The sequence below is a fragment of the Nitrospirales bacterium genome (assembly GCA_031315865.1).
Lineage (GTDB): Bacteria > Nitrospirota > Nitrospiria > Nitrospirales > UBA8639 > JAGQKC01.
This window is the reverse complement of sequence record JALDRJ010000002.1, coordinates 1889575-1909314: the sequence shown is the minus strand read 5'-3', so window position 1 is coordinate 1909314 and position 19740 is coordinate 1889575. Positions and strand designations below refer to the sequence as shown.

Below are 19740 nucleotides of genomic sequence, written 5' to 3'. Positions count from 1 at the left end.
TCGAATCGTCCCGCTGGAGAATCGAATGAACAAACGGCCGATGACCTACCTCAATTACGCTGGCCTCTGTCCGACTCATCCAGAAGCCGAACAGGAGGTCGCAGATACACTTGCCTCACTCAAGCACTATTTATACTCCGATGCCGGCGTCGAATGGTATCGCACGAAAATTCAACAATGTCGTGAAACCGTGGCGGGCTTGCTACACGTGCCTGATGCTTCGAATATCGCGTTTGTGCCCAATGCCTCGACGGCGAACCATCTCCTCGTCTCCGCGCTGACCTGGAACCCAGGCGATGATATTGTCAGCACCACTCACGAGAATCCTTCCATACGAAATGCACTACTGGCACTCCAAGCAAAAGGCGTCAAGACGCACTTTATTCCCCCTTCATCTTCTCCAGAACATTTTTTGAAATCGCTGGAACAAAACGTGAGCCGATTGAACCTCAAAGCCATCATCCTCAGTCACGTATCGCACGTCGATGGACGGGTTTTTCCCATCGCCGAGATTGCGGAATTTTCCAGATCCCATGACATCTTTTTCGCTGTGGATGGCGCACAAGCCGTAGGACAGATCGACGTCAACTTTCAGGCTTTGAATTGCGACGCATACTTTTTCTCAGGCTATAAATGGTGCCGGGGGCCATTAGGAACAGGAGCGCTCATCATCTCTGACCGTTTGGCCGCATCTGCCTCGTCGCTTTGGTCACAACCCATCGACCATGGACAATCCCCCGCCTCTCGATTCGAGATCGGCACACACAACATCGGACTCATCGCCGGCTTGGCACGGACCTGTCACATAAAGCGTCAGCATGGCGTAGAGACGGCCAAGCTTTTTCAAATCCGGGAATTCGTACTGCGAGAATTCCAGCAGATGCCCATGATCAAAATTCAAGGATGGACCGGACCGCAGGCTCCGGGGATTCTGACATTCCGGTGTCTGCGTCCCGACAGGCATGACCGTCTCTATCGACAGCTGTACGACGATTGGCATATCGTGGTCAAAGCCTTCTCGGATTATCCAGCTGGCGCATGCCCCAGTTTCCGGCTTTCCTGGATGCCGGAAACCGATCTTCAGGACGTGAAAAAAGTCTTGGAAACGATCAAGCTCTATGTGTAAATCGTCTTATTTCACACGCGCTCTCTATACAGTAGTTTTCAAGGAGTGCGCTTTATGCCACAATAGGCTTTGCATTCATCAGAATTTTGCATCCACCGAATGACATAAATTACCTAAAGGAGGTTTCCGTGCGATACAAACGATCAATGACCATCTGTTTAATGAGTGGAATAAGTCTGTGTGTCGTCATAGGATGTACGACAACTCAAGAAGGCAGTCACAAGGGGTTCATTTACAAAGACCTGCCCGTAACCCACAAAACGGTGTCAGTCGGTGAAGGGACGAGCGTCACGCTTCATGGGAAAAATTTTGCGCTGTCCGGCAACGAACTCAAACTCGGCGACACGCTTCGCAACGTACAGGTGGCGAGCAAAGACCTTTCTCTCGTCGATATCGCGCAGACAAAAGGAAAAGTCCGGATCATTAGTGTCGTGCCGTCGATCGATACGAAGGTGTGCGAGCAACAAACACATTATCTCAGTGAGAAGAACGAAGGCCTGGACCAGGAAGTGGAACTCCTGACGGTGAGCATCGACACACCTTTTGCCCAGGACCGATTCGCCAAAGAGGCCAACATTCACAATGTCACGTTTTATTCGGATTACCGGGGTGGGGAATTCGGAAAATCGCACGGACTCTTTATTCAACAGCCACACATCCTGTCCAGAGCCGTCATGGTGGTCGACAAAGATAACGTCATCCGGTATTTACAGGTTACGCCTGAATTGGCCGAATTACCCGACATGGAAGCCGCCTTTGAAGCCGCGCGCTCACTCATCAAACAGGGTTAATCGGGAGAAAGACAACAGGCAGGCTTGAATGGTCTTATCCCAACCGTAGGCCTTGGTGCGCCGGAACGTCTTCGAGCAGAGCAAAGTCTTGCCGCATTGACCAAATTGGTTCTCCACGCTGCACGATGCGCGCCTCACCGAGAGGACCAAGCCATTCATCGGCGGCCAGCAGATAGGGAACCTTGTAGGGGTCGATGCCCATCAACCGCGCGCAAGTCGCATCCACGGCGGTGAGATTTCTTCCCATCGCCAGGACTCCCATGGGTTTCGGCGTCCCCATAATCGGGCCATCGCCCTCCATGCCTACGATTCCGTCCACGATCGAAAAGTGCGGTTTCAACGTCGCAGTAATATCCACGATCGATTGGTGTATGCCTTGATGATGGAACACATTCTTGGGCCACCCATAGTACAGCCCGGGCATGACGCCAAATAGATTTTTCATGGACAGCGTGACTCCAGCCCAATGATGGGTTTTCAACTTGGGCATCGAGACGATCCAATCGATATCACGAAACATTCTGGGAAACGTGAGAGTGGCCAAAGCCGTCCACCGGCCTTGATTCGCGACAGAGAAACCCGTTTGTTCATTCAAGTTCGTGAATGGAATACGGTCCTCGTGCAGAATCGGTCCCAAGCCTGATTCCTCTAGAATCTGCCACGCATCCTGCCGATGCCCAGGCCCTTCACCCACCAGAACCGCACGAGCGCCAAGACTCAGAAAAACCTCAATGGCCGCACGCACGACCAATGGATGGGTATTGATATGCGCGCGCTCAACGTGGGTTTCAACGAGATTCGGCTTGAGTAAGATCCTTTTCCCCTTAATCTCTGCAGGAGAAACCCCAAGTTCGTGAAATCCTCTGGCGATCACGTCGCGAAGATTACTCCCGTAGGCACTCGCTTTTCCGATGAATACCTGGGCATGAAACTCTGATCCCCCTCCAACCGATGGTTGCGGCAACGAAGAGGCAGCCAGGGAGCCGCTGGCCAACAAGAGCTTGAGGAACTGACGCCGGGACCAGGTCAGAAAATTCTTTGCTTCGTCATGCATAGGGGAAAGATCTATTTTTTAAAAGGAGTCTGCTTTGGCAGGAGCAATCGTCCGTGTCTTCCAGGGTTCAATCCCGCGAACACTCAAAGCCGCCAGCAGCAGCACACATAAAGAAGCCGTGTCAAACCCACCATACCGTGTGCCGCGATCGAGAGTTTCGCAGATCCATTCTTCGCCGTTATGAGGCATAAGCTCCCACGCCCCTAGACCGAGGAGCGCCCAGCCAAGAGACAAGGGACTTCGAAGCGTTGAAATTCGTGCACGAAGATACTCGAGACTAGGCCTGACCGCTTCACGTTTGACACGACCGGCCAGCGCGTAGAGTGCAATCCCCGTTGTTTCAGGAAAAGGCCGAAGCGTTTGTCCCAACACGGACGTATTTCCGTAATTCCAACCCCCGGCGGAAATCTGCCGGTCTAGCAACAGGCGCACTCCAGCCATCACTCGTTCATGATCCGCATACCCGGCTACCGAGAGCGCCAACATCGACATCGCCGTTGGAGTAATCCATGAATGAGTCTGACCGATCCAGGGCCAGCCCGGAATCGATGTATCATGTCCGACCATGTCATCCTCATGTTTTTCCCAATGAACGCCAGTGGTACGCAGAAGAAAATCTGTAGCCTGCCATAACGCCTTCTGGTGTGCTGTTGACCCATGCCAGGCCAAGATCGCTAATGGCGTAGGCCAATAGGCATCTGGATGATCGGGGGATATCACCACCCGCCCATCGGGCATTTGATAATCGATCAATCGATCCCCAGCCTCCTTGAATATTTGAGAATGCACGGCATTCCCTTTTAGGACGATCAATGCCCACGAGGTGGCATCCGGGCGAAACGTTCCGTTTGGCATGTCCGTAAAGCCATGATCGGACAACTTCCTCTCTAAGACGGTCGCCAACACCAACTGCTCGATTGAATCGGACATATTCCACATCCACGACGACGAACCCGGGAAATCCCATCCCCAGAATCCACGGGCTTCTCTTTAACTGGCCGCGACCATGGCAGCCATCTTACCAACTTTGTAACAAGTATGCGCTTGCTGAATGGAACCCGTACAGAACTTGACGACCTCTTTCCCGGCTTTCTCCCCCACTCGATACGCTCCGACCGCGATCTTTTTCCCATACTTGTCGCCATATTTCACGCCGGCCTGAATGCCTTTTCTGGCGTGTTTCACGACATGCCGGCCCACTTTGCCGTGTGCGAATTTCGCCCCGGTCTTGATCCCACTGCCCACTCGCGTCATCCCCTTTTTCACGCCGCCACCGATTTTTCCTGCTCCTGATTTGATTTTTCCACCGGCCTTCTTTAATCCTTTGCCAATCTCGCCGAACACACCACGGGGAAAGGTCCCGCTATGGGAGCCCATGGCCATCAAAGATTGGCCATTCGCGGTACCGATCATCAGAAGTTCCAAGTCAGAATTTCCAGACAAACCTGGCAGGAGTACCGCCAGGGAAGTTCCCAGCGATTCCGTTTCAACGGTGATAGAATCGCCCTGAGCACTGGTCGTTGAGCTCAGGACAAGCCCATGTTCATCGATCGAGACTTCATACTGCCCCGCTTGAATAGCTGTAGGATCGCCACCAACCGTCTTAAAGGAGATGCTCTCTTCAAAATCTACGGTTAGCGTCTCTTCAGGCAATCCATCAGCGCCACCACTCGTCGCTATGGCCCAGGTCAAGACGGACCGTGAAAAAACGCCACTGAACGATCCTACCGCTTCCAGAGCCTCCCCGTCGGGCATCCATAATAACAAATGCTGTGTGTCGGCATCCTGATCAGGAGACGGAATCAGTTCAGCCGTCGCTTCCGTGAGTTCCAGATCATGCTCTGCTGAAATCGCTTGAATCGTGACAGAATCATCCTCCTTGGCCCCAACGGCATACACATTGAGTACTGCATCCTCTCCCCGTTCCACTTCATACACCCCTGCCTGTAGTTGAATCGGATGACCATCCGGTTGCTGGAAATACACAGGTGATCCAAGGTGAACGGCTGTTGGAAATAGGAGTTCCCCGAATGCCGGCCCGACGAACAGGGTGACGGCCAACAACTGAAATAAGATGGCGCATCGATAGCATGATCGATAGCATGAATGTATTCTCATGGTTTTCCCCCTTAGGCATGTCCCAAATCTTTCTGGTCCGATTCAACAAAAAGGGCGCCCCGGAGAACGCCCTTTTTGTTGCGTTGACGATTGCCCGGCCTACAAAGAGTGGTCAGCCCCCTGCACCTTGGAGTAGCTTTCCACCCTGTTGCGCGATCACTTCGATACATTTGCCGCTTTTGCCTTGGCCACACACTTTGCTGATAAATTTCTTCCCATGCGTTAGGGCCCCGTCCTTGATCTTTTTTCCGTATTTTTTCGCATACTTCACGCCATGACTCTTCACCTTTTGCATAGCTTCCGCCCCGTGCTTCTTGGCAGCCATGACGGCTTTCTTCACGCCTTTTTTCGCATGACCATGAGCAATTTGAACACCTTTTTTGACTTTTTGAACGACATGTTTCCTGGCTGTATTCACAGCGCCCTGCGCGGACTTTTTCACCTTGCCGCCGACTCTTTTCAATAAACTGCCAAACCCGCGCGGAAACGTACCGGTGTGTGACCCCACAGCCGCGATTGATTGGCCGCCAGCTGTCGCAATCATCAGCAATTCCAGGTCTGGATTATCTCCAAATTCAGGAATAATCGTCGCCGTTGAAGTCCCTAGAGCCTCTGACTCAACCGTCATGGCTTCGCCCTCCGTATCCCCGCTTGGCGTTAGGATCAGCCCGTCATCGGTCAGGGCCACCTCATACTCACCAGGTTGGATGGACTTCGGAGCACCGCCAATCGTCTTAAAATATGTGGCTTTTTCAAAACGTACGGTGAGCGGAGCTTCCTGTTCAGCCCCATCTGCACTGACATTCTGCTCCCAAGTCGCCGGAGATCGGGAAAAGACTCCGCTGTAGGAACCAATCGATTCCAACGCCAGCCCATCGGGGGTCATAAACACTAAGTGCTGTTTATCCGTGTTGTGATCGGGAGGCGGGACCAAGTTTGCCGTGTTGGCCTCGATATCCTCATCATGTCCTGCCGGAAGCGCCTGAATTGACATGGCTTCTCCAGCCTTCGTACCAATGGGAATCATGTTCAGCGCATTCTCGCCTTTTTGTTGAACATCATACAGACCTGCTTGAAACTGGACAGGTTCACCTGATGGATTTTGGAAATAGATGGATTGTTCCAGCTCAATAGCAGATGGCAGACTAATCTCCGCATAAGCTGGACTCCCGACAAACATGGATGCCAAGAGCCCTAGATAGACCGTGCGTCGTAATTTGATAAATGGTGCCATGACAGAACCTCCTTGTAATGTGATATGTGGTGATGAAGTAACCAGAGAATGCTCGTTACCCTGGTTGAGGGATACGCGACTTCCTTTTTGCGTCTGATCTTTACAAATGAATAAAGTCGCCTTCATTCCCCCCCTTCTGCATCATGAGTCGCAGGCCATGTGCACTTAGTTCAAAGCATTTTGCAAAAAAGTAACGAGCGTCTTTTGAACGCTCATGTCGTTGAACAGTCCTGGCATCCGGGGTTGCGAGGAAGGTGGGCAGGAGATCTGCCATACATTGACTGAGGTGTTTTACAGCAGAGCAACAAGGAAATGACTGAAACTCTCGCTGGATACAGAGATCGTGGAGTTGGGGACTTCGTATACTGCGTGATGGGATGAAGAAGGACGAGTAATTTCGCCAACGAGCCCCTTGTCCTTACGGACAAGAGGCTCGTTCGAAACACATCGCGTCGTGGCTATTGGCTTAATTTGTGGAAGTTTTATTCTCCTACCAGTACGGTAACCGAAGCGGCGGTCCAATCCGGAATGGTTTGTTGTACGGGGATAGCCTCAAAGGCGATTGGCTCGGAAGGCTCTTCGTACTGGGTTTCCATCAAGCCGGCCTCTTCGGCATATTCTGACTGTTGGTTCATACTTTCTTCATATTGTTCAGGTTCGACGACTTCCTGGGCTTGCGCCATCACCGGCAATTCCTGGGGCACGGTCGTCTGAGCCGGCATCATGACAGGTTCGTCAGGCACCGTAATCAACCCACGAGTGAGACTGCCCACTAATTCTTGCCGAAGGCTCGCCAATTGCGCACCTGGTCTCCCAGATAGAGAAGGACGATTGGATTCTCCTGAGCGCTGAGGATGAACCGCTCGACGAATTTTCTCGGCCAGGCGCCGGTCGGTGCTGGCAAAAACCCGAATCGTATCCACTCCTGGAGGGTTCGCATAGTCAAAATGAAAACCGGCACGGTTTCCCGATCGAAGCGAATCAGGAACCAACACCGGTTGATTGGCTTTAATAAAGCCGTCAGCCAGAAAAGTTCTCTTCTGGTAAGGATTGGGGAACAGCACATTAACACTGCCTTCGGCATCGACATCCACGATCGTGATGTACGCGTCGGTATCAGTAGAAATTTCGAGTTGCAGACTATTCGTCAACGTGCGTGGTTGCCCTTGCTGGCGAATCTGGTAGGTGGGGGCCTCCATCCGATCGCTGACCACCGCGATGCCCCGTTCGCCAACCTGTACGACACGAACGTCCAGGCCTATCCGAGAATTGGGGTTTTCCAGGGCTAATAGATTGGAGGCATTCCTGGATTGCGTAAGAACCTGTGCGAGAGAATCCGCAGAGTCGGCCGTTCGCGAAGCCGGTAAGGCAGCCACTTCCTTTGCCGCATCAGCGCTGTACACTCGAAGGCTCTTGCCCTCGACATCAACGATGAACCTCGCAAACACACCTTCTCCGACGATCTCCACATCACCTAATCGTTTTTTCAACTCCGCCTGCAACCAGGCTTGACTCTTGGAATCAACACGACGAAGACGGACGGGTATGCGCCCGGATGGCGGGGCCGGGACCAACAACGTCGCCCGTGCCCCTTGCCCAATTTTCACACCGTGAGGTTCGACCACAGCCATTGAATGGGTTCCTTGAGTCTTGACGACTCTGGCAAATGCTTGGGCTTGTGCCGTATGAAACTCTCTTTCATCTTTTCCAAAAATCCCCCAGACGGAACCTGGCGCACCACCGAGTTCAACCGCCTGCACCAGCAACACACTGTCTTTTCCATGATTTTCTACCTTTACCCAAGACCGACGAACTTCCGTCGCTTGCGAAGGGCTCTTACGTGAACTCGTTCCACGGGCCAAAACAAAGAGTGGTTGAGCTAATCGGCCCTGAGGAGCTTCGAGTTGCGGTTCCGGCATGCTGGACCGTCCGAATTGATTCTGAATGCGCTTTAATTCCTGTTTGGCTCCGGCAAAGACCTCTGACGCGGATGAGTCAGCATCCGCCGATTGAAGGCTCTTGAACAAGGAATGTGTGAAAAACCCGTGATAGCGTCCATCAACCGGACCATCGAGCGCTTCTTCATTGGCCGCGGCCCCACTCATGAGCACATAGCGGGCCGAGGCCAACGGAACGATGGCTCGTGTCCTTACTGCAGACCGCTTGTACAGATTCACGCGAGTATCCTGTGGGATGGATCGGACCCGCACCTCTAACCCGCGAGTGGCAGTACCCGAATGACAGGAATCCAATACCACCACGGCATTCGTTGTCTTGAGTTTGGCGAAAATGGCTTCCAACTCATCATCCGTAATATCCGGAACGCCTTCCGTCCGGCCATCGTGCGGAACGATCGTTTCATCCAGTTGGTCATTCGCCTCATCGCCGTTCACATCTTCCACCTGAGACCCATGGCCGGAATAATGAATATATGCCACGTCATTCGGACCGACTTCGGAGACAAACTGTTCCAGCGCCGACAGAACGTTCTCCCGGGTGGCGTCTTCGTCACGGAGAATGCGCATATTCTCGTCCGCGAATCCGTACTGAGTCTTTAACACTTGGTGAACCAGGTTAATATCGTTCTTCGAGCCGGGGAGTCTCGGTAACCCTTGATACTTCCCGATGCCAATGAGCAAGGCCCGTCGCACGGGTTCAGAAGAGGTGGAAGATTGAGCCAACCCCGGACTCAGCCACGAGAACAGGTGAGCGAGGCAAAGAACACACAGTATCGGAAGCATGTTTCTTACGGATGGAATATGCCGAATCTTCATGGTTGACCTCACGAAATACTTGAAAATGTTATGGGTTACTAGTCTAATCTTCAAATTCTCAACACTCAAGCTCCAAACATGCGGTAAGTCTGATGCACCATTCAAATAGTTCAAACCCACAAGCCAGAATCGTGCGATCTATTGTGGCAAACGGCAAAATATGTTAGGGCATACATTCAGACCTCTATAGACTCAAGTGATGAATCGTCAATCTCCCTTGAACATCCCTACCGATGGACACGACTGACTTTCAGGACAGGAGCGATCAGGAGTTGGTCGCGATGGCCGGAAAAGGAGATGAAGACGCCTTTCAGGCATTGTATCATCGGTATGAAAAACGGGTGTTTCAATACATGATGAGTACGCTTGGCGACCCTCATCTCACTGAAGAAACCATGGTGGAGGTTATGGTTGCCGTGTGGAAGGGTGCCGGGAAATTTCGCGGGGCCTCCAAAGTGTCGACTTGGATCTTTGGGATCGCTCATCATAAAGCCATCGATGCGATCCGTCGAGTCTCGAGCCAACGCCGGAGTTCGCTCCCGCTAGACGATGCGGCAGAAACCGTCGACCCCTCTGACGGCCCGGAAGACAAGGCCCAGCAACAAGACCTGGCGAAATTGACGAATCAGGCCATGCAAGATCTCTCCGCCGATCACCGGGAAGTGCTGCATTTGGCGTTTTTCGAGGAGCTTTCCTATCAAGACATCGCAGCAATGTTAGAAATCCCGATCAATACGGTCAAAACACGGGTCTATTATGCCAAGCAACAGCTCAAGGGCCAGATGCAGTCCTTGGGCGTGAGCGAGAGCATGTTATGAATGAACCAGAAGCCTTAGAACCCACGACTCACCAGCAAGCCATACTCCTTCCCTGGTATGTCGCCGGTACGCTGGACGATCGGGAAAAGCTTGAGGTTGAAACTCACTTGAAGAATTGTGAGACCTGTCGGATGGAATTTGACGAGATACAACGCACCCAACTGGCTGTAAAGGCTGCGATCGGTGAACGGCAAGGTCCCTCTCCCGCCGTGTTGACCAAAGTCATGTCGCGGATTCGAGAAGAGAAGGCATCCGCTCAACACACGACGTCCCAACCTGTCCATGAGCACGATCCCGGTCTCTGGAGTCGACTTGAATCCTGGCTTCAATCGCTCTTCGCCACTCCCTGGGTGCCTGTTCTCGCGACCGCGCTCATCGTCGGCCAATCGGCTTTTCTGTTAACAAATCTTGGCGGACCATCATCAGGATCAGATCCGGCCGGCCAAGGACCTGGGCCTATCATCGAACGAGGAATTCCGAAAGCTCCAACGCCAGTACATACAAGCCGGCTACAAGTCACCTTTGCCGAATCAGCGACACAGGGTGACATTCAGTCCTTACTCCGGACGATTGAAGCCCAGGTCACCCGAGGACCTTTGCCCGACGGGTCCTACATCCTGACGATCCCTACGACGAATCATACTCAAATACAAGATAGCCTACAGACCCTCCTCGCCAAACCACAGCTCATCCGTTCAGCGATCTCCGTATCTCCTTGAACCAAAAACCGACTCGCATCGACAGACGTTGTGAGAAAGGCAACACCGGGGCCGAGGCCTCTTTCGTTGACCCTCCTTCACGAAGACACATAGAATGAACGCGAATCCAGAGAACGCATACTCAACCGAGATTCCGGTTCTTGAACGACGAGAGGTAAACCCATGTTGAAACACGTTACAACATTCATCGTCCTCCTCATATTTCTGACCTCCTGCGCCACGCAACCCATGGGGGGAAGTTCGCTTTCCGACAACCCCTGTCAACCCAACACGCAATCCTTCGGATCAAGCTTCATGCAGAGTCAATTTGCCTCATCTCTTATGAAATTCGGAGGCAACCTGCTGGCGACGGCGGCCAACAATTACAGCCAAAAATACACAGGGAAACTCGAGAAATTTTTAACAAAACTCGTCACGCCCAAGAAAAAGCGAAAACGCAATCAGGACGATGACCAGTTCACCCAAGATCAGGTCTTCACCGATGACCAGCAGGACTTTCAGGGTACATCGGACAGTGATCAGGGCGTCTTCGATCAAGATCAAGGCGTTGTCGATGATGGACAAGAATTCGTGGAGGAAGGCGGTGATCCCAACGAAGCGTTCCAAGATCAAGGCAGCGGGGACGAACAAGGCTTTGTTGATGTGGAGTTTCAAGAGCAACAAGACGGAGAATTCGACCAAGAAGTTTCCGCGCAATTTGTCGAGGAACCGGTTTCACGGGGCATTTCTGGACGATTTCCGGTCGGACAACCTGAACAGGATCCTTGTGCGCAATTTCAAGACCAGCAAGGCGGCGATCAGACCTATGCTGGCCAACAGGATGGCTACCAAGAAGATGGCCAGCAATATGCGTATGACGAGGCTCAGTCACAGCAAGGCTACGAAGACCAAGGGTATGACGAGTCTACGCAAGATGGCGTTGACGATCAGGGACAGGGATACGATCAAGGGGGTTCAGGAGAGGCAATCGGCCTGGACGTCGCGCTCGTCCGGAAGACGATGCGAAACGGTGCCCCTGTCATTCTCCCCGTTCAAGATGGCGACGTGTTACGGGATGGACGCGGCAACCCACAAGCCGGAGATAAATTCCGCGTCATGTTCCGACCGAATAGTACCGCTTACGTCTACGTCATCGCTGTAGATGGCTCGGGGTGGGCACAAGGTATTTTTCCGTCCCCGACTTCTCCGTTTGCGAATCCGGTCAAAGCCGGGGAACAATACGTCATCCCTGAATCATCACACTGGTTCAGCTTGGATCAGTTCAAGGGAGTAGAGACGCTTTTCTTTATCGCTTCGAATGGGCCTCGTCAAGACATCGAAGATATTTTCAAGAGCATCATGGGCCGGGAACGGCCAGCTTCCGCGACTCCTCAACAAGTCACACAAGCTGCGATCATTCCGAATGGTTACGGCGGTGCCCACCCCAGTCAAACCCCGTTCGACATCACCTTAGCCTCCGGCGGTCAACATGAAATCGTCCCGACCAGCTTTTTAGCGAAGACGGCGGGGGAGGACCTTCGAATTACGCGCTGGTTCCGGCATCAATAGGCCCGCCGTATTCATGAATCTCAGAGAACCACCGAGAAGATTGATCATGAAGACGCGATACCGGACCTCACTCGTCAGCGGTTCCGTGCTGTGCGTTCTCCTGAGCGGATGCATGGCGGCCCTCCCCTTCGTCATCCCGCCGCTCCTGGAATTCGCCAGCGGGATGCTTCAGACCGCCACGCACAATTACGACAAGCCCTATAATTATGACTTGCAAGAACTCATGATGTCGCTGCGGGCGGATCCCAATTCGCAAGAAAATCACGTGACAGGTTCGCCACAAGTCCTTTCAGAAAACCCGTATGCAGAATATCACACCTACGATGATCCGACCTATTCAGACCAGGACGGACAGGGGCCAAGTGCGCAAGAGACCGGATACGACGAACACTATGAACATCAACAATCTGAGCCATACCAAGACAACGCAGACGATGGTATGGAACCGTCGGCCGGTCAACAATACCAACAATACAATGACAATTCAGGAGACTCAATTCCGGACAGCTACCGAGTTGAGTCCCCTAAAGAACGGCCTGACCTCATTACCTTGGATGTCCTGCTTGTCCGCCAAAAGATCAGAAACGGGGCTGTCACACTCTTACCGATCAACGATGGAGATGTGTTGCGAGATGGGCGAGGCAATCCACAGGCCGGAGATAAATTCCGCATCATGTTTCGGGCAAATACCGATTGCTACGTGTACGTGATCGCGATCGATGGGTCGGCCTGGGCCCAAGGCGTTTTTCCACCTCCCGGAAACCCCTTTGCGAATCCGGTCAAAGCCGGTACGCAATACGTCATTCCGGAACAGAACAACTGGTTCAGCTTAGACCAGTTTAAAGGGATCGAAACCATCTTTTTCGTGGCCACGCAACAGAAGCGGGACGATATCGAGCAAATCATGGCTCGCATTGGAGGACGTGAACGCAGTCCACGTGACACCCCCGATCAGGTCACGGAAGCGCCGATCATTCCTCAAGGCTTTACCGGGACCCGGCGCAGCCGCTCCCCCTTCGCCATTCAAACCGGACTTCAAGAGGGACAACAACTCCTTCCCACCACCTTCTTCGCCAATACCGCCGGTGAAGCGCTCCGCGTCACGCGCTGGTTCCGGCATCAATAGCTCCAGCGTTGAAATACCCTCACAACAGTCCATGATGGTCTTGCTTTCTTAGCCCGACCCGCTATACTGCTTCCCACTGAGTCGTACAATCATGGATTGATAACAGCCTAGCCCCGCCATGGGTCAGGCGGAACGCACTCATGATCGCGCACGCTCCAACCACTCCCGGCACTCCCCGCGCTCCCGGGAACCGGCAGGCCCGCCTCTTATGGACCCGGCTCGCATGGGGAGTGGCCCTGCTCTTCAGCTTCCTGGCACCGGCGGCCATGGCCTCCACCGGCCCCATACCAGAAGAGGAAGACGGCCCTCTCCAAGTCTGGAACGAAAAGGCCAAATACTATCTCATCGTAGCCGTCGACCAACGGGACGTGCCGGGAGCCAAGCTTCCCTTCACGCTCACCGATGCCGCGTTAGTCGCCAAACAGTTCGACACTCTGGGGTACCGCCCGCTGGTCCAAAAGCCAATCGTCGGACCCATTGCCACCCGTGATAACCTCACAACAACGCTAGAACAAATCCGCGAGCTAGGGGAATGGGCGTCAGTCGTCATCTACTACAGCGGTCATGGAGTGGCCAGTCCCAACGACAAGGATGTGTCGCTACAACTCGCCGGACAATCCTCTTTGGACTACAGCAAGGGGATAAAGGTGTCAGATCTGATTGAGGCAGCCCGAGGCGATAAGAAATACTTCGGTGAGCTGCATCTGATCATCGACGCCTGCTTCAGCGGGACAGGCGCGTTTTCTGGAGCCTTGACGTTAAAAGAGCTGGGCTCCAAGACCACGATTCTCACGTCAAGCTCTACGACGCAAAACTCCATCGCGATCACGCTCGAAAACGGCACCAAACTGAGCGCCTTCACCCAGACACTACTGCAAGCCTTAGGCGAAGAGTGGCGCACAGCCGATGACAATGGGGACGGCGTTTTACGCTTCGGGGAAGTCCATACCTATACCTCGAATCAACTCAAACAGTGGTCGCTCGCCGGCCGGCTCACCGTCAATGGAGCGCGCGTACACATGCATCCCCAATTGGTGGGCGGCCGTCACGAGGAAGTCATCCTGGCCTACGACCGGACCAAGGTGCGGCGATGGGAATCGTCAGCCAGACAAGCGCTGCAACTGGCCGCGCTCGAACGTAATCTGGTGCCCACCACGTCCATCGTCACCACAGATGGGCAACAGGAACCCGAAATTCCACAGGAAGCCCAACGCCTGGCCACGCGACTCATCCCCAACAAGGACGACCCCTACGCCCAGGGCATCAAGGCCCAAGCTGAAGGCCGCCTTAAAGAAGCCGGCACGTTGTTCGCGCAAGCCACGAACCTTGAAGCCGACCATGAAGAGAAACTCGCCAAGATTTACCTGGCACGGGGCAGGAATGAAACCTTCCGTGGCAACTACAAAGAAGCCCTGCCATGGTATCAAAAGCATGTCGCCCTGCGGCCCACCAAAGACCCGACGCGCCTCAATGAATTGGGACAGGCCTGGGCCCGGGCCGGGCGCTACGAACAAGCCCTTCCCTACTTCACCGAAGCCTTGGCTATTCGCGAAAACACGCTGGAACCCAACGACCCCGACCTGGCCGTCAGCCTCAACAACCTGGCGGCCTTATATGACTCACAAGGCCAGTACGCCGAGGCCGAGCCCCTCTACCAGCGCGCCTTAGCCATCAATGAGCAGGCCTTGGGAACCGAACACCCGCAAGTAGCTACCAGCCTCAACAACCTGGCGGAACTCTATCGGGCGCAAGGCCAGTACGCCGAGGCCGAGCCCCTCTACCAGCGCGCCCTACGCATATCCGAAGCCGCACTGGGCTCTGAGCATCCGTCAGTCGCCATCCGCCTCAACAACCTGGCGGCCTTATATGACTCACAAGGCCAGTACGCCGAGGCCGAGCCCCTCTACCAGCGCGCCTATACAATTTTTAAAGCCCGATTGGGGCTCGCCCATCCCAACACCAAAACGGTCTTGAATAATTATGCGGAGTGTTTGCTGAAGGCCGGGATGCAGGACAAACTGATTCCCTTGGTCCCTGACCTTCGAGCGGCTTTCCCCGGGATCTTTGCGAAGGAGGCTGAACCCCATGCCGAGTAATGTCCGTCGATCGCCACGCGTCCCTCACGCATCTTGTCTCCCCATACGCACGGGATTCATTTGGCCCGGCCGTCATCTTGTGCGAATGATGAGTGTCATGCTCTTCGCGCTCGCCCTCTTCGGCTGCGACCCCGAGGAGGCGATTCATCGGTACTTTGCCGGCAAGGGCCTCAATCCCCTGGCCATGCTTCGGACGGATCTCACCCCCGGCATGCTGATCATCGTAGGGAAGGACGGCACGCCCTATTTACGCGGGCACCTGAGCACCTACCTGACCCAGCCCGAGCGTGCTCACGCGCTCCTGCCGGTCAGTGATTGTGGAGCCGCCAGGAGATGCGCAGGGATCTTGAGCGGGTACCGGGAAGACCGGTCGCTCACGTTTGCCGCAGCCCTGTCGTTTTTCCAGGGCCTTCTGCAATGGCAACCGTCCGTTGATCTGGGCTTTACCGGTGAGGTCCGCATCGACCAGATTCGTTCCACGTTCGAGAAGATCGAACCCGCTGCTGTCGACCGGTTTTTCAAAAAGCGGGAGGCCCGCCCAGCGGCCCGGTTCGTCTTGGATACGCTCAACGACGGAGAGCGCGCCTTTGTGGTCTATGAAGTGCATCGTTCGGATCATGTGCAGATTTCTTCGGTGGATGGAACGGATATCGCCCCCAGCTTACAAGTCGGTGGCCCACCCACCGTCCCAGCTAGCGGGAAGATTGGCCTGACCTATAAAAAGGTGTCCGCGCATGAACTCGTCGTCTCGACGGATCAGCTCTATGCGTTTGCGGTGAAAACCGGAGAACTCGTTCCCAATGCCGCCAAGGATACGGTGAAATTCAAAGTCACCCAACCGATTGCCGCAGGAACGGATGTGAAAGGGCCCTGTCCCCGAAACTCCGACGAGTGCATTGCCGCCCCCTTGAACCCGAATTTCAAGGCCGTGACCTTCGCGGAGGGGACAGATCCGCTCTCGCCGTGAGCACGGCACCCTCGCGAATCAGCCACACGCTGGGGTGTGCCCCTTGCGTCGATCCTTGCGCGGAAATCCTGCTCACTCACCACATGGGGTTCAAGCGGCGAGAGGCCAAGAACGCCGCTGGCGGCTTTTTTCAACAGCCCTTATTTGACAGGCAGACTCGCAAAAAAGGCGGCCAGGTTTTTGATATCGTCGTCGGTAAGGTTGCCGACGATGCCACGCATGATAGGGTTTTTCCTCTCGCCACGCTTGAAGTCTTGCAACGCTTTGATAAAATACGCTGCTTGCTGTCCGGCAAGATTTGGGTAGATCGGCACCGGTGAGATGCCGTCAGGGCCATGACAACCCTGGCAGTTCGAGGCGGCAAGCCTGCCGGCTTGGATATCCGCCTTTTCCGCGAACGCCGGCGGGACATTGCCCAACCCGACCACAAGCATCATCACAATTATCGTAACCTTCATGACGGATAACCCCTTAGAAATGGTTCATAACATGAAATGGGTGTGTCTAACTCTTCCTCTTCAGTCCATCCAAAATCGCGTCTGGACGAATCGGTAAATCCCTCAATCGAACACCAACGGCCGCGTAAATGGCGTTGCCAATGGCAGGCGCGACAGCAATCACGCCAGGCTCTCCCAGGCCGACGGGAAACTCTTCACTCTCGACAAACTGAATATCCAGCTCCGGGACATCCGCCATGCGAAGTGGCGTATAGGTATGAAGATTGTCCATTGAGACATGTCCGTTCTCGATTCGATTTCCTTCATGGAGCGCGAGGCTGACGCCCCACAAGGTCGATCCTTCCACTTGCGCCATCGCCCCGTCAGGATGGACGATCGTACCGCAGTCCAACGTGATACTGAGTTTTTTGACGGTCACTTTGCCCGTCGTCCTATTCACATGAACATGCGCCGCACAGGCGATCCAGGTCGGCATGGTTCGCTCTTGCCCAAAGGCCGTCGCCACCCCCATGCCTTCATCGGCCGGTAACGGTTTTCCCCAGCCGGATTGTGTTTTGAGTTTTCGCAACACATTCGCCAACCGTGTAGCGCCCCCGACGCTCTCAGGGGATTTTCCCGCATTCTTCCCCTTGCCATCCAGCATTCCCAGACGAAATTCAAGGGGATCTTTGTGCGCCGCGACCGCGATTTCATCAAGAAACGACTCCAACCCCCAGGCAATCCACCCAGGCCCCACGGCACGAAGATAGCCTGGAAGAAATGATCGTTGCGCCAGATCGTTGTTCACCATTCGTACGCGTTGATTGGGCATCGTATACCAATGGTCTGCCCCGCTACTGGAAAATGGATCGATTTTGCCCTTTTTATCCAAACTTTCAATCAAAAATCCCGGCATCATCGACAAGGTTGGCCACCCGGCGGTGGCCGCATGCTCGAAACCGGTAAGACGGCCCGTTGAGTCCAGCGACGCATGAAACTGCTGAACCGATGGAGAGCGTATGCAGTCGAAGCGTGAGTCATCAGGTCGCATAAAGATCATCTTGACTGGCTTGCCAACGGCCTGGGCCGTGAGAGCGGCGGGAATGATGTAATCCCCGTACAACCGGCGTCCAAACCCTCCGCCAAGATAATATTGATGAATCTCGATCGTCTCTTCCTTCACCCCCAGGGCCTTGGCAATGTGCGGAAGCATGATCGTCGGCGATTGACATCCTGTATGGATGTGCCATTTCCCGTCTTTGAATTCCGCCGTCGCGTTGACCGGCTCTAGGTGAAAATGCAGGACTGATGAGGTGCGGTACCGAGCCTCAAGCGTCGTGGCGGCATTGGCCAGAGATCGCTCCACGTCTCCCTCATCGACGAACAGGACTCCGGCCGCTCTGTCTTTGGTGAGCCGCTCCCCTTCGTCCTGAATATCAGATTCCTTGATATTTGCGGTTGGCCCTGGTGTGTAACTGACCTTCACGAGCTCCGCGGCCTGTATCGCGCCGAAATAGTTCTCGGCCACAACCGCGACCCATCCCTGGAGGATATCGCTGGCATCCTTAAGCACCTTGAATCCGATATACCCGGGTATGGTCTTGGCCTTGGAATCATCCACGGTCGTGACGCTGCTGCCATAGCGGGTGGGCGGTACAATCGGCCGGGCGTACACCATGCCGGGAATGTCCACATCGATCCCGTATTGAGCCGTGCCATTCGTTTTGGCTGGAATGTCCAATGCACGGCTTTCTTTCCCGATCAAGTGTCGTTGTTGAAAAGGTTTCACGGGAAGTGCGGACAGTTCCTTATCGCTAAACGTACGGCTGATCTTTGACCGTCGTATAATCTCCGCAAACGTCAGCGATTGATCTCCATGAATAACCTTGCTGTCACGGGCATGACATTGGTCCGGCTGCGTGCCCAGTAATCGGGCCCCAGCCTCGATCAATGTCAATCGGCCTGCGGCTCCTGCCTGGGATAACGACGTAAAGCTCTTAAAAACCGACCACGATCCTCCCGTGATCATGAACCCCCATTTGGGGTTGAAATCCACGTATTTGATATGAATATCATCCCAATTCGCTCCCAGTTCATCGGCAACGATACGGGCGAGAGCCGTCCCGACATGTTGCCCCATTTCAGCCTTCGCAATGTTAACGAGAATCCGGCCTTGCGCATCAATTTCGAACCAAATGGTCGGGGCGAACTGCCTGGCCGCCAACGCTTCATTCGTCGAGGTGGCAGCGGCCTTGCTGGTTTTCGGGAACACCCCGAACGCCATCATGAGGGATGCTCCAACCGTCCCCACCATAAACGAGCGTCGCGTCATTCCTGGGCTCTGTTCATGCTCTTGCGTGATAGCCATGTCAGCTCACCTCCTTGGCCGTTCTCGTCTCTGAACCCTGCGTGTCAGCCGACGCATGTCCTGCCGCTGACCGGGCAGCTCGTTTAATGGCCTTTTTGATACGGGCATACGCCATGCACCGGCAGAGGTTGCCATTCATGTGCGCCTCGATGTCCTGATCTGTCGGCCGAGGATTTTCCGCCAACAAAGTGGCGGCTTGCATGATCTGGCCAGATTGGCAGTATCCACACTGAGGGACCTGCTCTTCAATCCAAGCCGTTTGAAGGGAATGAGCTCCATTGAGTCCTTCAATGGTCATGATCGTACGATTGGCGATGGCACTGATGGGCAAAATGCAGGAACGTTGTGCGATACCATCGAGATGAACGGTACAGGCTCCGCACATGGCGATCCCGCAACCGAACTTCGTGCCCTTGAGGCCAAACTCATCGCGTATGACCCATAAAAGCGGCGTATCGGGAGACGCTGTGGTCGAAACCTTTTTCCCGTTCAAGGTAAATTCAATCATACCGAATCCCTCCTGTATAACAGATTCCTAGACCGCCACAAAGGGAATGGACAGCG

The 19740-nt window shown here is 54.2% G+C and carries 16 protein-coding genes; 8 read left to right on the top strand and 8 right to left on the bottom strand.

What is annotated here, in order from left to right:
* Nucleotides 1-25: 25 nt before the first annotated feature.
* Together MRJ96_08820 and tpx are read left to right on the top strand one after the other, a co-directional pair.
* The gene (locus MRJ96_08820; protein ID MDR4501536.1) at nt 26-1126 is read left to right on the top strand and encodes an aminotransferase class V-fold PLP-dependent enzyme; all 1101 of its coding nucleotides are present in this window, start codon (nt 26-28) and stop codon (nt 1124-1126) included.
* A gap of 128 nt (nt 1127-1254) precedes the next feature.
* Nucleotides 1255-1917, top strand: a complete 663-nt coding sequence (tpx, locus tag MRJ96_08815) for a thiol peroxidase (protein MDR4501535.1) — start codon at nt 1255-1257, stop codon at nt 1915-1917.
* Nucleotides 1918-1951: 34 nt separating this feature from the next.
* Here tpx and MRJ96_08810 read toward each other — a convergent pair whose 3' ends face one another.
* From MRJ96_08810 to MRJ96_08790, 5 genes are all read right to left on the bottom strand, one after another.
* Entirely contained in the window at nt 1952-2971 is a 1020-nt protein-coding gene (locus MRJ96_08810) for a DUF362 domain-containing protein (protein ID MDR4501534.1), read from the bottom strand.
* An 18-nt stretch (nt 2972-2989) separates the two neighbouring features.
* Entirely contained in the window at nt 2990-3901 is a 912-nt protein-coding gene (locus tag MRJ96_08805; GenBank protein MDR4501533.1) for a hypothetical protein, read from the bottom strand.
* Between the two features lie 60 nt (nt 3902-3961).
* Complete coding sequence (locus MRJ96_08800; protein MDR4501532.1) at nt 3962-5089, bottom strand: hypothetical protein; 1128 nt, start codon at nt 5087-5089, stop codon at nt 3962-3964.
* A 112-nt stretch (nt 5090-5201) separates the two neighbouring features.
* Nucleotides 5202-6323 (bottom strand): hypothetical protein, encoded by a 1122-nt coding sequence (locus MRJ96_08795; protein MDR4501531.1) that lies wholly within the window; start codon nt 6321-6323, stop codon nt 5202-5204.
* A 482-nt stretch (nt 6324-6805) separates the two neighbouring features.
* On the bottom strand, nt 6806-9097 hold the full coding sequence (locus MRJ96_08790; GenBank protein MDR4501530.1) for a caspase family protein: 2292 nt from the start codon (nt 9095-9097) through the stop codon (nt 6806-6808).
* 233 nt (nt 9098-9330) lie between these two features.
* Here MRJ96_08790 and MRJ96_08785 point away from each other — a divergent pair, with 233 nt between their 5' ends.
* From MRJ96_08785 to MRJ96_08760, 6 genes are all read left to right on the top strand, one after another.
* Nucleotides 9331-9915 (top strand): sigma-70 family RNA polymerase sigma factor, encoded by a 585-nt coding sequence (locus MRJ96_08785; protein MDR4501529.1) that lies wholly within the window; start codon nt 9331-9333, stop codon nt 9913-9915.
* Entirely contained in the window at nt 9912-10634 is a 723-nt protein-coding gene (locus MRJ96_08780; protein MDR4501528.1) for a zf-HC2 domain-containing protein, read from the top strand. Before MRJ96_08785 ends, MRJ96_08780 begins: the two co-directional genes overlap by 4 nt.
* Nucleotides 10635-10796: 162 nt before the next feature.
* On the top strand, nt 10797-12182 hold the full coding sequence (locus MRJ96_08775; protein MDR4501527.1) for a DUF4384 domain-containing protein: 1386 nt from the start codon (nt 10797-10799) through the stop codon (nt 12180-12182).
* Nucleotides 12183-12228: 46 nt separating this feature from the next.
* On the top strand, nt 12229-13308 hold the full coding sequence (locus tag MRJ96_08770) for a DUF4384 domain-containing protein (protein MDR4501526.1): 1080 nt from the start codon (nt 12229-12231) through the stop codon (nt 13306-13308).
* Nucleotides 13309-13574: 266 nt separating this feature from the next.
* The gene (locus MRJ96_08765) at nt 13575-15404 is read left to right on the top strand and encodes a tetratricopeptide repeat protein (GenBank protein MDR4501525.1); all 1830 of its coding nucleotides are present in this window, start codon (nt 13575-13577) and stop codon (nt 15402-15404) included.
* Nucleotides 15394-16371, top strand: a complete 978-nt coding sequence (locus MRJ96_08760) for a hypothetical protein (GenBank protein MDR4501524.1) — start codon at nt 15394-15396, stop codon at nt 16369-16371. The genes MRJ96_08765 and MRJ96_08760 overlap by 11 nt, the downstream gene beginning before the upstream one ends.
* Before the next feature lie 140 nt (nt 16372-16511).
* Here the strand turns inward: MRJ96_08760 and MRJ96_08755 are convergent, their stop codons facing one another.
* From MRJ96_08755 to MRJ96_08745, 3 genes are read right to left on the bottom strand one after another with little or no spacing between them, the layout of a single operon-like run.
* The gene (locus MRJ96_08755; protein ID MDR4501523.1) at nt 16512-16829 is read right to left on the bottom strand and encodes a cytochrome c; all 318 of its coding nucleotides are present in this window, start codon (nt 16827-16829) and stop codon (nt 16512-16514) included.
* Nucleotides 16830-16875: 46 nt separating this feature from the next.
* Entirely contained in the window at nt 16876-19176 is a 2301-nt protein-coding gene (locus tag MRJ96_08750; protein ID MDR4501522.1) for a molybdopterin-dependent oxidoreductase, read from the bottom strand.
* Nucleotide 19177: 1 nt separating this feature from the next.
* Nucleotides 19178-19684 carry a (2Fe-2S)-binding protein gene (locus MRJ96_08745; protein ID MDR4501521.1) on the bottom strand — a complete coding sequence of 169 codons (507 nt, stop codon included), beginning with the start codon at nt 19682-19684 and terminating at the stop codon, nt 19178-19180.
* Nucleotides 19685-19740 lie beyond the last annotated feature (56 nt).

Coding starts and splice junctions, on each gene's coding strand:
- MRJ96_08770 (MDR4501526.1), top strand. CDS start 12,229: ATGAAGACGCGATACCGGACCTCACTCGTCAGCGGTTCCGTGCTGTGC.
- MRJ96_08800 (MDR4501532.1), bottom strand. CDS start 5,089: ATGAGAATACATTCATGCTATCGATCATGCTATCGATGCGCCATCTTA.
- MRJ96_08745 (MDR4501521.1), bottom strand. CDS start 19,684: ATGATTGAATTTACCTTGAACGGGAAAAAGGTTTCGACCACAGCGTCT.
- MRJ96_08780 (MDR4501528.1), top strand. CDS start 9,912: ATGAATGAACCAGAAGCCTTAGAACCCACGACTCACCAGCAAGCCATA.
- MRJ96_08765 (MDR4501525.1), top strand. CDS start 13,575: ATGGCCTCCACCGGCCCCATACCAGAAGAGGAAGACGGCCCTCTCCAA.
- MRJ96_08785 (MDR4501529.1), top strand. CDS start 9,331: ATGGACACGACTGACTTTCAGGACAGGAGCGATCAGGAGTTGGTCGCG.
- MRJ96_08750 (MDR4501522.1), bottom strand. CDS start 19,176: ATGGCTATCACGCAAGAGCATGAACAGAGCCCAGGAATGACGCGACGC.
- MRJ96_08795 (MDR4501531.1), bottom strand. CDS start 6,323: ATGGCACCATTTATCAAATTACGACGCACGGTCTATCTAGGGCTCTTG.
- MRJ96_08790 (MDR4501530.1), bottom strand. CDS start 9,097: ATGAAGATTCGGCATATTCCATCCGTAAGAAACATGCTTCCGATACTG.
- MRJ96_08810 (MDR4501534.1), bottom strand. CDS start 2,971: ATGCATGACGAAGCAAAGAATTTTCTGACCTGGTCCCGGCGTCAGTTC.
- MRJ96_08760 (MDR4501524.1), top strand. CDS start 15,394: ATGCCGAGTAATGTCCGTCGATCGCCACGCGTCCCTCACGCATCTTGT.
- MRJ96_08755 (MDR4501523.1), bottom strand. CDS start 16,829: ATGAAGGTTACGATAATTGTGATGATGCTTGTGGTCGGGTTGGGCAAT.
- MRJ96_08820 (MDR4501536.1), top strand. CDS start 26: ATGAACAAACGGCCGATGACCTACCTCAATTACGCTGGCCTCTGTCCG.
- MRJ96_08775 (MDR4501527.1), top strand. CDS start 10,797: ATGTTGAAACACGTTACAACATTCATCGTCCTCCTCATATTTCTGACC.
- MRJ96_08805 (MDR4501533.1), bottom strand. CDS start 3,901: ATGTCCGATTCAATCGAGCAGTTGGTGTTGGCGACCGTCTTAGAGAGG.